The organism is Aeromonas sp. 602200, from assembly GCF_049173895.1.
Taxonomy (GTDB): Bacteria; Pseudomonadota; Gammaproteobacteria; order Enterobacterales; family Aeromonadaceae; genus Aeromonas; species Aeromonas veronii_A.
This window is the reverse complement of sequence record NZ_JAAKSL010000009.1, coordinates 117,408-132,570: the sequence shown is the minus strand read 5'-3', so window position 1 is coordinate 132,570 and position 15,163 is coordinate 117,408. Positions and strand designations below refer to the sequence as shown.

The window sequence follows — 15,163 nt, the reverse complement described above, 5'->3', positions numbered from 1 at the left end:
TGCTTAGCGTTTAACCAGCTCAACCGCTTCGCGGGAGAGGCGGGTCACCTCCTCCCAGTTGCCGCTCTTGACCGCATCGGCCGGCAGCATCCAGGAGCCGCCGACGGTGGCGACGCACTTGAGCGCCAGATAGTCGGCCACGTTTTTCGGGCCGATACCGCCGGTCGGGCAGAACTTCACCTGGGGCAGCGGCGCGGCAATGGCGGAGAGCGCCTTGGTGCCGCCGTTCGCTTCGGCCGGGAAGAACTTCAGATGGTCATAACCCGCTTCCAGCGCCTGCATCACTTCAGACGGGGTAGCGACGCCCGGGATCAGCGGTGCAGTGCTCTTGGCCGCGTGGGCCAGCAGGGCCGGGGTCATCCCCGGGGAGATGACGAAGCGGGCACCGGCAGCGACGGCTGCGTCAAACTGCTCGCAGTTGAGCACGGTACCGGCACCGACCATGGCATCCGGCATCGCCTTGGCGATGAGGGCGATGGCATCGAGGGCCACCGGGGTGCGCAGGGTGATTTCGAAAACGGAGATGCCGCCGTCGAGCAGCGCCTTGGCCATCGGCAGGGCCTGATCCAGCTCGTTGATAACCATCACGGGTACCAGCGGGGAGGCGGCAAACACCTCGGCCGGGGTCACTTTCCAGTTCTGCATAGCTCTTCCTTAGTCAAAGATGGTAGCGCCACACTCGGCGCTCGATACCGCGCGACGCATCACGCTGAACAGTTCACGGCCCCACCCCTCTTGTTCCAGAGTGAGGTCAATCTCGGCCTGGGTACGGCCACTCAAATCGGTCAGGCAGTCGAGGCTGCCGTTTACCGCATCAACCCGCAGCAGGTCGCCGTCAGCAAGCAGGCCGATGGCCCCGCCGTGCAGCGCTTCCGGGGTGACGTGGATGGCGGCCGGGATCTTGCCGGAGGCGCCGGAGAGACGGCCATCGGTGACCAGCGCCACCTTGTAGCCCGCCTTCTGCAGGTTGCCGAGCACCGGCATCAGCTTGTGCAGCTCCGGCATGCCGTTGGCGGCCGGACCATTGTGGCGCACCACGATCACGGCATCCTGATTAAGATCGCCCGCCTTGTAGGCCGCTTCCACCGCATGCTGGGAGGAGAAGACCCGCGCCGGGGCTTCAATCACTCGATACTCGGGAGCCACGGCGGAGACCTTGACCACGGCGCGGCCCAGATTGCCCGCCAGCAGCTTGGTGCCGCCGGTAGCCTGGAACACGCTGCCGGAAGGTGAAAGCACGCTCGCATCGCCGCTTTCGCCCACCGGCTGCCATACCAGCTGGCCATCGACCAGTGCCGGACGGCTGAGGTAATCCTGCATCTCGCCAAAGACCGGAGTGGCATCCATGTGGATCAGCCCCTCTTGCGCCAGACGGCGCATCAGGCCGGGCACGCCGCCTGCCTGTTCGAAGGCGTTGACGTCGGCCGGGCCGTTCGGGTACATGCGAACCAGCAGCGGCACCACGTCGGAGAGATCGCTGATGTCATCCCAGGTCAGTACCAGACCGGCCGCGCGGGCCAGCGCCACCATGTGGATGCTGTGGTTGGTGCTGCCGCCGGAGGCGAGCAGGGCCACCAGACCGTTGACCAGCGAGCGCTCATCCAGCACCTCGCTCAACGGGCGATAGGCCGGAGAGCCCGGGATCATGGCGCTGATGCGGCGGGCCGCTTCGGCGGTCAGGGCGCGGCGCAACTCGCTATGCGGGTGCACAAAGGCGGAGCCCGGCAGCATCAGGCCCATAGCCTCGAATACCAGCTGGTTGGTGTTGGCGGTGCCGTAGAAGGTGCAGGTGCCTGCCGCGTGGTAGGCGCCGCACTCCATCTCCAGCAGGGCATCGCGACCCACTTCACCGGCGGCGTACTTCTGACGCACCTTCACTTTCTCGTCATTGCTGATGCCGCTCGCCATGGGGCCCGCCGGTACGAATGCAGTCGGCAGGTGAGCGTGGGAGAGGGCCCCCATGATCTGGCCCGGGGCGATCTTGTCGCAGATACCGAGCAGCAGGGTGGCATCGAAGGTGTTGTGAGAGAGCGACAGCGCGGTTGCCTGAGCGATCAGGTCGCGGGAGAAGAGGGACATGTCCATCCCCGGCTGACCCTGAGTCACGCCGTCGCACATGGCGGGCACGCCGCCGGCGACCTGAGCGCTGTGGCCCAGTTCGGCCAAGGCACCCTTGATGATATCCGGATAGCCCTGATAGGGCTGATGGGCGCTCAGCATGTCGTTGTAGGCGGTGACGATGCCGACGTTGGCACGGGTCATATCGAGAATGCGACCCTTCTCGTCACTGCTGCAGGCGGCCACGGCGTGAGCCAGGTTGCCACAGGCCAGCGCGGCGCGGGTCTTGCCCTGCTCTGCCTGACGCTGGATGCGAGCCAGAAATGTCTGACGACGGGCGGCACTGCGCTCGCGGATGCGGGCGGTGACGTCGGAAATTACCTGATGAATCATTGGGCTTGCTCCAATGCTGTGACGGCGCGGTCAACCACCTGTTCGAAGGTGCCGTCTATATCAATGTGGAATACACCGGCTTCGCCATCCGGGCGCTCCAGAGTATCGAACTGACTTTGTACCATGCTTTCGCGCATGAAGTGGCCCTTGCGGGCACGCATCCGCTCGAGGATCAGCGGCTGGCTGCCATCGAGGAAAATGAAGCTGACCGACTCGTTGCCTTCGCGGATCTGGTCGCGGTACTTCTTTTTGAGGGCGGAACAGACAATGATGCCGGTCTCGTTCTTCTGCTCGAGACTGTAGGCGGCGTCGCGGATCCGCTCCAGCCAGGGGGCTCGATCCTCATCGTTGAGGGGGTTGCCGCCAGCCATCTTCTGGATGTTGGCCTTGGGGTGCAGGTCATCACCATCGATGAACTTGGCGCCCAGCGCTTCGGCCACTTTCAGACCCACGCTGGATTTGCCGCTACCACACACACCCATCACGATAATGCACTTACCCGCCATAATTTGACCTCTGTCCCACTTTTCAAAAAACCAGCTGTTGATGGGTTCTAATCTAACACGTTACCGGTAACATGTTACCGGTAACGATTGAAAATGTGAAGTCTGCCACAGACTGAGCAAACCCATAGTCACCTGGGCATATGATGTTGAGCCCTTGCCATAAATCTAAATAAATCATAAAGATATGGTTTGCCGACGGATCGGCAAGGTGTCACGACTGAACTTGGAAAAAGGAACGCATAACAATGTCTGACCTCTCCCTGATCATGACAGCCGCCGGCTCGATTGTGCTGCTGCTCTTCCTGGTGATGAAGGCCCGGCTCCACGCCGTGGTAGCCCTGATCCTGGTCTCCATGGTGGCGGGTCTCGCCGCTGGCATGAACCCGGCCGATATCGCCGCCACCATCCAGAAAGGGATGGGTGGCACCCTCGGTTTCGTCGCGGTAGTGGTGGCGCTGGGCGCCATGTTCGGCAAGGTGATGGAAGTGACCGGTGCCCTCGACCGGGTGGCTCACACTCTGCTCGGCAAGTTTGGCGTCAAGCGCGCCAACTGGGCCATGGCCCTGACCGGCTTTGTCTGCGCCCTGCCGCTCTTCTTTGACGTGGCCGTGGTGCTGCTAATCGGCGTCGCCTTCGCCATCGTCCGTCGTGGCGGCGGCAGCGTGGTTAAGATCGGTATCGCCCTGCTGGCCGGTATCGCCACTTGCCAGGCCTTCCTTATTCCGGCGCCGGGCCCGATCCTGGTGGCATCCCAACTGGGTGCCGACTTCGGCTACATGATCCTGTTCGGCCTGATCGCCGCCGTGCCGGCGCTGATCCTGGCGGGCCCGCTGTTCGGTGACTTCATCAGCAAGATCGTCGATGTGCCGCTGCCTGCCGATGCCCAGAACAGTGTCCACGATGACAGCGAATCCCTGCCCTCCTTCGGGCTGGCCATGGGCCTCATCGGTCTGCCACTGCTGCTGATCGGCCTCAAGACCATCGTCGGTCGCTTCGTCGAGGCGGGTTCCACCCTGCATAACTGGCTGGAGTTCATCGGCCACCCCTTCACCGCCATCATGGTCGCCTGTCTGGCCGCCTTCTACCTGCTGGGTATTCGCCGCGGCATGTCCCGTGACGAGGTGATGAGCGTTTGCAACAGCGCCATCCAGCCGGCGGGCGTCATCATTCTGGTGACCGGTGCCGGTGGCGTCTTCAAGCAGGTGCTGGTTGATTCAGGCGTGGGGGCCGCGCTGGGCAATATGCTGGCCGACTCCGGTCTGCCCATCGTCGCACTGGCCTTCATTCTGGCCGCTGCGGTACGGGTGATTCAGGGCTCCGCCACCGTCGCCATGCTGACCGCCTGCGGTCTGGTGCTGCCGATGCTGGAGCCGCTCGGTCTGAACGGCGCCCAGCTGGCGGCCGTCACCATCGCCATCGGCGGCGGTGCCATCGTGCTCTCCCACGTCAACGACTCCGGTTTCTGGCTGGCGAACCGCTACCTCGGCCTGACCGAGAAGCAAACCCTGCAGACCTGGACCGTGATGGAGACCATCATCGGCACCACCGGCGGCGTGATGGCGATGATCATCTACAGCTTCCTCTGACAAGGGCGAAATGCTGACAAAAAGGCCTCACTCGTGAGGCCTTTTTCATCTTTCTGATGATTCTTTCTTTGGCTGAGAGGGCGAGATTGCTAGAATCGCCTATTCATCGCTCCGAGTGGAACGCTTAACCCCGTGATTTCAGGTTTATCTATGCATTCATCGGCCCATTATCGACAACTGCTGGCGCGCCTGCCCCAGATCGCCGTCGCAGCGGATCAGTTTGAAGTGCTCTACAGCGCCCAGGATTTCAAACGCCGCATTCTTGCGCTTATCGCCAGTGCCACCCGGCGCATCTATCTGGTCGCGCTCTATCTGCAGGATGACGAAGCAGGCCGGGAGATCCTCGCCGCCCTCTACGCCGCCAAGCAGCGCAATCCGGCCCTCGACATCAAGCTGTTCGTCGACTTCCACCGTGCTCAGCGCGGCCTGATCGGCAAAGGCAAGCAGGGCGGCAACCACCTGATGTATCAGGCCATGGCTGCCGAACACGAGCACCAGATCGAAATCTACGGCGTACCGGTCAAGGGGCGCGAGCTGCTCGGCGTGCTCCACCTCAAGGGCTTCATCTTCGATGATGTGGTGCTCTACTCCGGCGCCAGCCTCAACGACATCTACCTGCACCAGCAGGATCGCTACCGCTTCGACCGCTATCACCAGATCACCAGCCCGGAGCTGGCCCGCAGCATGGTCAACTACGTGGATGATCTGTTCGTGAAGAGCGACGCGGTGCAGCGACTGGATCGCAGCGACATCCCCAGCGCCAAGCAGCTGAAGGGGCCAATCCGCCGCTTCAAGCAGAGCCTGCGCCAGAGCCAGTACCGCTTCAGCACCATGCCGGTCAACACTCAGGAAGTGGCCGTCACCCCCATGGTGGGTCTGGGCAAGCGCAACAATCAGCTCAACCTGATGATCCGCAATCTGGTGCGCGCCACCGAGCGGGAGATCTTCATCTGCACCCCTTACTTCAACCCCCCCAAGGAGTTGAGCAAGGATATCGAGGATCTGCTGCAGCGCGGTTGCAAAGTCACCATCGTAGTGGGCGACAAGACCGCCAACGACTTCTTCATTCCGCCGGAAGAGAAGTTCTCCACCATCGGTGGCCTGCCCTATCTCTACGAGACCAACCTGCGCAAGTTTGCCGAGCGCAACCAGCGCCACATCGACGACGGTCGCCTCAACCTGATGCTCTGGTGCTGCGAGCGCAACTCCTACCATCTCAAGGGGATCTTCGTGGATGACGAGTGGGCCCTGCTCACCGGCAACAACCTCAACCCCCGCGCTTGGGCGCTGGATCTGGAGAATGGCCTGCTGGTGCACGATCGTCGCCACCTGCTGCGTCCCCAGTTCAACGCGGAGCGGGAGAACATCCTGACCAACACCAAGCGGATCAGCCACTTCGATCAGGTGGAGCAGATCCAGGACTACCCGGAACAGGTGCGCAAGCTGCTGGGACGGATCCATCGGGTCAAGGCCCATCTGCTGCTCAAGCGGATTATCTGACCTTGGGCGCCATGCGCCCGCACCTTGCCTGTTGGCAGCCGCACAAAGGCCTCCCGTTTTCGGCAGGCCTTTGTTATATGCGCCGTATCCCCCGCCTTGACAGCCCTGCCAGCAGCAACTCGGCTTGCATCGGCCCCTCAACAACCCCTATCATCTGGACATATTTACAGTGTTTTCGGGCATCTAATTGATGAAATTGGATAAAATTCCTCTCGATAGCCTCAAGGGTGTCGGCAGCAAGATGCTGGAGAAGCTCGAGCGGCTGGGGCTGGCCACGGTACAGGATCTGCTGTTCCACCTCCCCCTGCGCTACGAGGACCGCACCCAGGTGTGGCCCATCGGCGATCTGCCGCCCGGCCTGCACGGCGCCGTCGAGGGCGAAATCCAGGACACTCAGCTGGTGATGGGGCGCCGCCGCATGATGGTCTGTCGCATCAGCGACGGTACCGGCACCCTCACCCTGCGCTTCTTCAACTTCACCGCCGCCCAGAAAAATAGTCTGGCGGCGGGCCGCCTGATCCGCTGTTTTGGCGAGGTTCGTCCCGGCAAATACGGGCTGGAGATGGCCCACCCCGAGTACAAGCTGCTCGGCGAGGAACAGGCCGGTCAGACCGAAGAGGCGCTCACCCCCGTCTACCCGACGACCGAAGGGCTGCGCCAGCTCACCCTGCGCAACCTCACCGATCAGGCGCTGGCCCAGCTCGACCTCTACGGCGTGGAGGAGCTGTTGCCCGCCGGACTCTATCCCCATCAGATTGAACTGGCCGCAGCCCTGAAGCTGCTGCATCGCCCGCCTCCCTCGGTGGCGCTGCCGCTGCTCGAAAGCGGCCAGCATCCGGCCCAGCAGCGACTGGTACTGGAGGAGCTGCTGGCGCACAACCTCTCGGTACTCAAGGTGCGTGCTCAGGCACAAACCCAGCTGGCTCGCGCTCTCAAACCGGCGCCCGAGCTGGTCGAACAGCTGCTCGGCGCCCTGCCGTTCAAGCCCACCGGCGCCCAGAGCCGGGTAGTGGCCGAGATAAGTAAGGATCTGCAACAGAGCCACCCCATGATGCGGCTGGTGCAGGGTGACGTGGGTTCCGGCAAGACGCTGGTCGCGGCGCTGGCGGCCCTGCAGGCTATCGGCAACGGCTGTCAGGTGGGGCTGATGGCGCCGACCGAGCTGCTGGCGGAACAACACGCCATCAACTTCGCCAAGTGGCTGGAGCCGCTCGGCATCGGAGTCGGCTGGCTGGCTGGCAAACAGAAAGGCAAGGCGCGGGAAGAGTCGCTGGCCGCGATCAAAGATGGCAGCGTCAAGATGGTGGTGGGCACCCACGCCATCTTTCAGGAGCAGGTGGTGTTCCAGCGCCTCGCCTTGGTCATCATCGATGAACAGCACAGATTCGGGGTGCATCAGCGCCTCGCCCTGCGTGAGAAAGGGGAGCGTGAAGGGGTACATCCTCATCAACTCATCATGACCGCCACCCCCATCCCCCGCACCCTTGCGATGACCGCCTATGCCGACCTCGACACCTCGGTCATCGACGAACTGCCGCCGGGCCGTACCCCCATCACCACAGTGGCGCTGCCCGACAGCCGTCGCGGCGACGTGATCGAGCGGGTCAAGCTCGCCTGCACCGAGGGCAAGCAGGCCTACTGGGTCTGCACCCTGATCGAGGAGTCGGAGGTGCTGGAGTGCCAAGCCGCCGAGGATACCGCCGCCGAACTGCAGAACCTGCTGCCCGGCCTGCACATCGGGCTGGTGCACGGTCGGATGCGGCCGGTGGAGAAACAGCGGGTGATGGAGGAGTTCAAGGCAGGCATACTGCAACTGCTGGTCGCCACCACCGTCATCGAGGTGGGGGTGGACGTGCCCAACGCCAGCCTGATGATCATCGAGAATCCGGAACGGCTCGGGCTGGCGCAGTTGCACCAGTTGCGCGGCCGAGTTGGCCGAGGTGCGGTGGCCTCTCACTGCGTGCTGCTCTATCATGCCCCCTTGTCCAAGACGGCCCAGAGCCGGCTCGGGGTGCTGCGGGAGACCAACGACGGCTTCCTCATCGCCCAGCGCGATCTGGAACTGCGCGGCCCGGGGGAACTGCTCGGCACTCGCCAGACCGGTCTGGCCGACCTCAAGATCGCCGATCTGGTGCGGGATCAGCCGCTTATTCCACAGGTACAGAAGATGGCACGCTTCCTCATGGATAGGCATCCGAGTCATGTCGAACCCTTGATACGGCGCTGGCTCGGCTTACGGGATCACTATTCCAATGCCTGACCGAGGTAGATGCAGAAGATGGGTACATGTCCTTATGGATAGGCATCCGAGTCATGTCGAACCCTTGATACGGCGCTAGCTCGGTCTGCGAGATCACTACTCAAACACCTGACAACACACCCCAAAACAGGAGGAAAGCAACCATGAATTCCTGGCTACGCGGCCTGCTCTACACCTTCGCCTTCCTGCTGCTGTTTGTCTGGGTTGCCCTCGGCCTGTTCGACGCCGAGCGCGCCAAAGGCCCCATCGCCAGCTGGATCAGCCAGCAGACCGGCGTGCCGGTCACCATAGGGCGACTGGTGTTCAACCCGCTGCACCCCTACACCCTGCTGGCTGAGCAGGTGCGTTACGGCGATGCAGTCTCACTCGACAAGATCTATCTGGAGATCGAGAGCATCGACTGGCTGAGCCGCGACGTGCGCATCGCCCATCTCGATCTCATTCGTCCCGCCATCAAGCTGCCGCTGCCCAACCAGCTGCCGAACCTGCCGGTGCACTCCCTCACCATCAGTGACAGCACCATAGACCGACTCAGTCTGGAGAGCCCCGAGCTGACCCTGCGCGGCCTCAATGCCACCCTGAGCGACTGGGAGCTGATCGACCCGAAACGGCAACCACAGGCCAACCTGAGCCTCAATATCGGCCAGCTGGAGACTCCGCAGTTCACCTTCGCCCGTCTCAACCTGCAAGGACGGCTGGAAGGGGAAGTGCTGCGCACCGACAAGCTGGTGACCAACCTGTTTGACGGTCTGCTGGAGACCGGCATGGTGCTGGACTGGCCCGCTCGCACCCTGCAACTGCACGATCTCAAGGCGCGCGGCATGCGGGTGGAGCTGGGGGATCTGACACAGCAAGGCTTCCCGCAGCGCTTCCCGTTGCAAAGCGTATCGCTGGATCGCGGTCAGCTGGACGGCGTCAGCCTCAACGACATCAATCAGGAGCTTTCCTTCAACAACTTCAGCGGCCAGCTCACCGCCTTCAACTGGCAGGCGGGCAGCCAGCCCACCGGCTATCTGAGCGGCACCCTGGGCGACATGGGTCGTGGTCTGTTCCAGCTGGAGGAGATCAAGGGCAAGCTCGCCTTCTCGCCCCAGCAGATCGACGGTGAACTGCGGGGCAAAGCCTATGAAGGGGAGTTCAATGTCGAGCTCTCCCTCGATAGCCAGCAGCAGAAGCTGACCCTGAAAGACGTGGCGCTGAGCGGCATGGATATCAGCCTGCCACAAGGGTGGTGGCAGGATTGGCAGAGCTGGCGCCCGCAGCAGGTCGATATCCGCAAGCTGGCGTTCGACAAGCTCAAGGTGCTCTCCTTCGACGATACCCTGCCCCTGTCGCTGACCGGCTGGCAGCTCTATCTGAGTGATCTCGCCCTGCGTGGCAATCAGCCCGGCCCGCTGCTTGGCCGTGCCCGTATCGAGAGCAAGTGGTTCGAGCTGGTGTGGGATGGACTCAGCGCCCGCAACGGCGAGCTGGATGGGGAACTGACCCCCAGCTCCTGGCAACTGGGCAAACTCACCAGCTCGCTGCCGGATGAGGGCACCCTCAGTCTGAGTGGTCAGTGGGGCCGCGAACCGGGCCAGAGCAGCCGCCTGCAGTTGCAGGCAACCAAGCTGGATCTGCAGCAGTGGGGCAAGATATTCCACTCCCCTGTCTCGTTCGCTGGCAAGGCGGACGTGAGCGCCGATCTGCAAGCCGAACATGGCAAAACGGCGGGCGAGTGGCGCCAAACCCTGCAGGGCAGCTTTGCCCTCGATGCCGACGAGCCGTTCTGGGACAAGGTGAAGATAGATCCGCTGCTGGATGAGTGGTTCAAGGGAGCGACCCCGCCCACCCTGACGCCGGAACAGCTGTGGCAGGCGATGCAGGAGGGTGACACCCCCTTCTACCGCATCAAGCTGCAGGGCAAGATCGACAAGGGGCAACTACAAGTCGAGCAGGCTGGCGCCTCCACCATCACCCATCTACTGGCGCTGCAAGGTGGGATCGATCTGGTCAACGAGCAGTGGCAGCTGGATCTGGGGATCCTCAACGGCAACCGCTGCGCCGAGCTGCTCGGCCAGTGGCGCGGGCCGTTGACGGAACCCACGCTGGCCTGGAGCTTCCCGCAGAAGCAGGACTCTTGCGGCTGGGAAGTGGGAGTACGCTATCCGCCGCAAGGCAACAGCGCCCCGCTCTGGCGACCGGCTCCCGCAACGAAAGCCCAAAACCAGGCCCAAGTGCAGACCCAAGCCGGGCAGACAAGCGACAGCCAACAAGGGTAAAAACAGACAAGGCCTCATGATGAGGCCTTGTTGTTTGATGGGGAAACGACGCGGTTACTGGCCCGGACGGCGGGGCGGCTGCACCACATAGTGACCGCAGAACTCCGCCGCCAGCTTGCTGCCGCTGAACAGCTGGATCTTGAGGCTGAAGGTGGCAGGCTCCCCCCGTTTGAGCGGCTGCAGCACAGCGGGCATCCCCTCGCGGGCTACTCGCGCCTCGGGCTCCTCATCGACCGGGCCATGATATTTGATGGAGCTCTCGGCCAGCACCGGCTCGCCCACCAGCCCCTCCTCTTTAAGCTGCAACCAGATCAACCCCCAGCCTGCCAGCACGCACTGGCTGTAGACACTGCCGGCGAACATGCTGCCATGCACGTTGAAATTGGCCGCCAGATTGGCCTTGAGGTGGAAAGCCTGGCCATCGTAGTGGCTGATGTGCATCCCCATCTTCTCGCTGATGGGTACCCCGCGCGACCAGCGGGTGGTGAGATCCTGACACCACTCCGGCCGGTACTGGATAGTCTGCAACGGGCTCAGGGATTTGATCATCTGGCGATGGGGAATCCGACCAAAGGAGACGGGGCCGCCCCCCACTTCGAGAAAGCCGCACTTGCGATAGAACTCCACCGCCTCCTGACGGGCGTTCATCACCAGCCGTTTCACCTTCTCGCTGCGGGCCAGCTGCTCGAGATCCTCCACCATTTTGGCACCCAGCCCCTGACCGCGATATTCCGGACGCAGCGCCATAAAGCGGATCTGCGCCTCGTCACCGCCGATAAAGAGGCGGCCTACCGCGATGGGAGTGCCATCGGGTGCCAGCATCAACCGGTGAATGGCGACCGTGTCGTACTCGTCCCGCTCGGAACCGACGGGCAGATTGAAGGGCTTACGCAGAAGCTCCCAGCGCAACTGGTAGTAGGCATCCAGCTCGGCGACTGTCTGAGGGGTGACTACCCGGTACATAGTTTCATCCTTGAGTTACACTGGTCGGAAACCATCTTGCCGTGCAAATTCATGGACTTCAATCTGCAAGCGTACCAAGCCGATCACTTGTTGCACCTCAGCGTCAAACCCCAGCGCCGCCTCACGGTACAGGAAAATGACCAGCACCGCTGGCTGGAGATAGACGGCGTGGTGCAATCCGCCATGTCGCTCGCCAACCCCGCGACCCTCTGTCTGCCCCATCAACGGGTCATCGCATGCCTGCTGCCGGAGCAGGCCACCCGGATCCTAGAACTGGGTCTGGGTGGCGGCGATCTCACCCGCCATCTCTGCCAACGCTGGCCAGATGCCCGCCACGAGTGCGTCGACCTCGACGAAGAGGTGCTGACCGTTTATCAGCAGTTTTTCCAGCATCAGGAGAGCGATGAACACGCCGCTCCGGCACTCCATCAGGCCGATGCCCTCGCCTTTCTCGAGCAGAGCGAGCAGCAGTACGACCTCATCCTGCTCGATCTCTTCAGTCAGGATGGCAACCCGCTGCTGCTGTTTCAGGAGCGGCTCTACCGGGCGCTGGCACCCCGGCTGAACGGCACTCTGGTCATCAACCTGTTGCCACGCACCGAACTGGAGCTAACCCACGCCCTGACGCTGATCGAACAGTGGATTGGCCCCGCCACCCCCTATCCGGTCGCGGGGCTCATCAACGTGATCGTCCACGTCACACCGCGGGACGAAACATCCTCAGACCTGTAGCCAGAAGGTCGTCGGCCCCTCGTTGACCAGCGCCACCTTCATGTCGGCGGCAAAACGCCCGGTTGCAGTCGGGATGCCGCTGGCGGCGGCCCTGGCCACGAAGTAGTCATAGAGGCGTTCGGCCTCGCTCGGGTGGGCACCGCAGGAGAAGCTCGGGCGCATCCCACTCTTGGTATCGGCCGCCAGGGTAAACTGGGAGACCACCAGCAGGCTGCCGCCGATCTGGCCGACATTGAGGTTCATCTTGCCGTTCTCGTCACTGAAGACCCGATAGCCGCTCACCTTGTGCAGCAGTTTGTCGGCCTTGGCCTCATCATCCCCCTGCTCCACCCCGAGCAGTACCAGCAGCCCCTGACCGATGGCGCCGGTCACCTCCCCCTCGACAGTCACGCTGGCCTCGCTGACCCGCTGAATCAATGCAATCACATCCCTCTCCTTTGAAAACAGAACGACCGCCCCCTCGCAGGGGCGGTCGTCGATGCTACCAATAAACCGGTGGCCAAGGCGATGGCTTAGCCCAGCTCCTCACTCGCCGGTTTCTCGTATTCGCCGAGGCAGGCCGTGGTTTCAGCCCCCAGCAGCACCACCAGCCAGCTGAGATAGACCCAGACAAACAGGATCGGGATGGTGGCCAGCGCGCCGTAGATGGCCTGATAGGAGGGGAAGTTGGTGATGTAGATGGCAAAGCCGCGCTTGGCCAGCTCGAACAGGGTCGCAGCTACCAGCGCACCGATAAAGGCGTGGATCAGCCGCACCTTGCAGTTCGGCACCACGGTATAGACCAGCAGGAAGGTGAGCACCGAGAAGAGGAACGGCAAACCGCGCAACAGCAGATAACCGATACCGAACAGGCTCTCGGCGCCAAACAGCCGCAGCGAGAAGATATAGGAGGAGATGGCGATACTGGCCCCGATAAGCACAGGCCCCAGGGTCAGGATCATCCAGTACATGGCAAAGGCCTGCGCCAGCGGGCGGCCCTGGGTCGAACGCCAGATGTAGTTGAGGTTCTTGTCGATGGCGGAGATCAGCATCAGCGCCACCACCACCAGCGCCCCGATCCCCACAGCCGTGGTGTTGGTGGCATTGGCGACGAAGCCGTCGATGTACTCCTTGAGCATATCGCCCGCAGTCGGCACAAAGTTGTGGTAGACGAACTGCTCCATCGCCTGCTTGAGGCTCTGGAACACCGGGAAGGCGGACATCATGCCAAAGACCACGGCGATCATCGGCACCAGCGAAAGCAGGGTGACATAGGCCAGATAACCGGCGGTGACCGTCAATCTGTCCTGTTGGAAACGGCCCCAGACAAACTGGGCAAAGTGGCGACCATCATGGCGCAAGAAGGAGAGGGCGTGGGCCAAACGGCCGCTGACAGGCTGCTGCATCTTGATTCTCGTTAGCGTCATAGTGGCAATATTGTGTCAGAGGAGAGCGCTGTTTGACCACCTTTGAACCCGATTTGCCTCCATCTGCCCCAACCTGTCACCCGGCTGGCGTCTCTGGCTGTCGTCAGAAACAGAAATAAAAACGGCCCCGCTATGGGGCCGTTTGCAACACCGGATTACAGCATGTAGTCCGCGGGCAGCTCGATGCGGGCAACGCCGGAGGCCACCGCCGCCAGCGCCACGGCGCGGGCTACGCGCGGCAGCAGACGGGCATCCATCGGCTTGGGAATGACGTAATCCTTGCCGAAGGCCAGCTCGCTCACCCCGGCGGCGGTCAGCACTTCGGCCGGCACCGGCTCCTTGGCCAGCGCGCGGATCGCCTCGACCGCAGCAATCTTCATGGCATCGTTGATGCGGCTGGCGCGGGCATCGAGGGCACCGCGGAAGATGAAGGGGAAGCAGAGCACGTTGTTGATCTGGTTCGGGTAGTCGGAGCGACCGGTCCCCATGATGAGGTCGCTGCGCACCCCGTGGGCCAGCGCAGGCTTGATCTCCGGATCCGGGTTGGAGCAGGCGAAGATCACCGGATTGGGCGCCATCAGGGCGACCGCTTCGGCGGGCAGCACATCGGGGCCGGAAACACCGACAAACACATCCGCCCCTTCGATGACATCCATCAGGGTGCGCAGCGGGGTCTCGTTGGCGAAGCGCTGCTTGTACTTGTTGAGATCGCTGCGGCCGGTGTGGATAACACCCTGACGATCCAGCATGAAGATGTTGTGCACCCTGGCGCCACACTTGATCAGCAGGTCCATGCAGGCGGTAGCGGCTGCCCCCGCCCCCATGCAGACGATGCGGCTGTCGCTGATGAGCTTGCCCTGGATCTCCAGCGCATTGAGCAGACCGGCGGCGGTGACGATGGCGGTACCGTGCTGGTCATCGTGGAACACCGGAATGTCGCAGCGCGCGATCAGCTCTTCTTCAATCTCGAAACACTCCGGCGCCTTGATATCTTCCAGATTGATGCCACCGAAGGTATCGGCGATGGCCGCCACCGTGTCGATAAACTGCTGGCTGGTCTCGTGCTTCACCTCGATGTCGATGGCGTCGATGCCGGCAAAGCGCTTGAACAGCAGGGCCTTGCCCTCCATCACCGGCTTGGAAGCCAGCGGCCCCAGATTGCCCAGACCCAGAATGGCGGTGCCGTTGGAGATGACGGCCACCAGATTGCCCTTGCCGGTATAGCGATAGGCATCGGCCGGGTTGGCGGCGATCTCGCGCACCGGCTCGGCAACACCCGGGCTGTAGGCCAGCGCCAGATCGCGGGCGGTTTCGGCAGGCTTGGTCAGGGCGATGGCAATTTTGCCCGGTACGGGCTGGGCGTGGTAATCGAGTGCTTCTTGACGCAGATCGGACATGGGGGACCCCGATGTGGTTGGTGCAAATGAGGTGCCGACAGGGGGCACGCAGAAGGGCGGGGATCATAAAAGAAAGCGGTGGGCATGCCCAGCAGATCATG

At 62.8% G+C, this 15,163-nt stretch carries 12 protein-coding genes; 5 read left to right on the top strand and 7 right to left on the bottom strand.

From position 1 onward, the window contains the following. Positions 1-3: 3 nt before the first annotated feature. The 3 genes from G5221_RS12545 to G5221_RS12535 are packed head-to-tail and all read right to left on the bottom strand — an operon-like array spanning position 4 to position 2,957. Complete coding sequence (locus G5221_RS12545; RefSeq protein WP_005342660.1) at positions 4-645, bottom strand: bifunctional 4-hydroxy-2-oxoglutarate aldolase/2-dehydro-3-deoxy-phosphogluconate aldolase; 642 nt, start codon at positions 643-645, stop codon at positions 4-6. A 9-nt stretch (positions 646-654) separates the two neighbouring features. Then, positions 655-2,451, bottom strand: a complete 1,797-nt coding sequence (gene edd / locus G5221_RS12540) for a phosphogluconate dehydratase (protein WP_421263338.1) — start codon at positions 2,449-2,451, stop codon at positions 655-657. Further along, positions 2,448-2,957, bottom strand: a complete 510-nt coding sequence (locus tag G5221_RS12535; RefSeq protein ID WP_005340649.1) for a gluconokinase — start codon at positions 2,955-2,957, stop codon at positions 2,448-2,450. The genes edd and G5221_RS12535 overlap by 4 nt, the downstream gene beginning before the upstream one ends. Before the next feature lie 245 nt (positions 2,958-3,202). Between G5221_RS12535 and gntU the strand changes: the two genes are divergently transcribed. The 4 genes from gntU to G5221_RS12515 all read left to right on the top strand — a co-directional run bounded on the left by gntU (position 3,203) and on the right by G5221_RS12515 (position 10,564). Beyond that, positions 3,203-4,543, top strand: a complete 1,341-nt coding sequence (gene gntU, locus G5221_RS12530) for a gluconate transporter (protein WP_421263337.1) — start codon at positions 3,203-3,205, stop codon at positions 4,541-4,543. Between the two features lie 150 nt (positions 4,544-4,693). Continuing rightward, complete coding sequence (gene pssA, locus G5221_RS12525; RefSeq protein WP_421263336.1) at positions 4,694-6,043, top strand: CDP-diacylglycerol--serine O-phosphatidyltransferase; 1,350 nt, start codon at positions 4,694-4,696, stop codon at positions 6,041-6,043. A gap of 190 nt (positions 6,044-6,233) precedes the next feature. Beyond that, on the top strand, positions 6,234-8,303 hold the full coding sequence (recG, locus tag G5221_RS12520) for an ATP-dependent DNA helicase RecG (RefSeq protein ID WP_204380495.1): 2,070 nt from the start codon (positions 6,234-6,236) through the stop codon (positions 8,301-8,303). Between the two features lie 143 nt (positions 8,304-8,446). Next, positions 8,447-10,564 carry an AsmA family protein gene (locus tag G5221_RS12515; RefSeq protein WP_421263335.1) on the top strand — a complete coding sequence of 706 codons (2,118 nt, stop codon included), beginning with the start codon at positions 8,447-8,449 and terminating at the stop codon, positions 10,562-10,564. Between the two features lie 54 nt (positions 10,565-10,618). Here G5221_RS12515 and G5221_RS12510 read toward each other — a convergent pair whose 3' ends face one another. Beyond that, positions 10,619-11,527, bottom strand: a complete 909-nt coding sequence (locus tag G5221_RS12510) for a YiiD C-terminal domain-containing protein (RefSeq protein WP_421263334.1) — start codon at positions 11,525-11,527, stop codon at positions 10,619-10,621. 51 nt (positions 11,528-11,578) lie between these two features. Between G5221_RS12510 and G5221_RS12505 the strand changes: the two genes are divergently transcribed. Then, positions 11,579-12,259, top strand: coding sequence for a spermidine synthase (locus G5221_RS12505; protein WP_421263347.1), 681 nt, complete (start codon positions 11,579-11,581; stop codon positions 12,257-12,259). On the opposite strand, the gene dtd is transcribed toward G5221_RS12505, so the two are convergent. The 3 genes from dtd to G5221_RS12490 all read right to left on the bottom strand — a co-directional run bounded on the left by dtd (position 12,248) and on the right by G5221_RS12490 (position 15,062). After that, positions 12,248-12,685: a D-aminoacyl-tRNA deacylase gene (dtd, locus tag G5221_RS12500; protein WP_421263333.1), complete on the bottom strand. Its 438-nt coding sequence runs from the start codon at positions 12,683-12,685 to the stop codon at positions 12,248-12,250. The genes G5221_RS12505 and dtd overlap by 12 nt on opposite strands. A gap of 86 nt (positions 12,686-12,771) precedes the next feature. After that, on the bottom strand, positions 12,772-13,644 hold the full coding sequence (locus G5221_RS12495; RefSeq protein ID WP_005340664.1) for a virulence factor BrkB family protein: 873 nt from the start codon (positions 13,642-13,644) through the stop codon (positions 12,772-12,774). Between the two features lie 176 nt (positions 13,645-13,820). Next, positions 13,821-15,062 (bottom strand): malic enzyme-like NAD(P)-binding protein, encoded by a 1,242-nt coding sequence (locus tag G5221_RS12490; RefSeq protein WP_337073733.1) that lies wholly within the window; start codon positions 15,060-15,062, stop codon positions 13,821-13,823. Between the last annotated feature and the right edge of the window lie 101 nt (positions 15,063-15,163).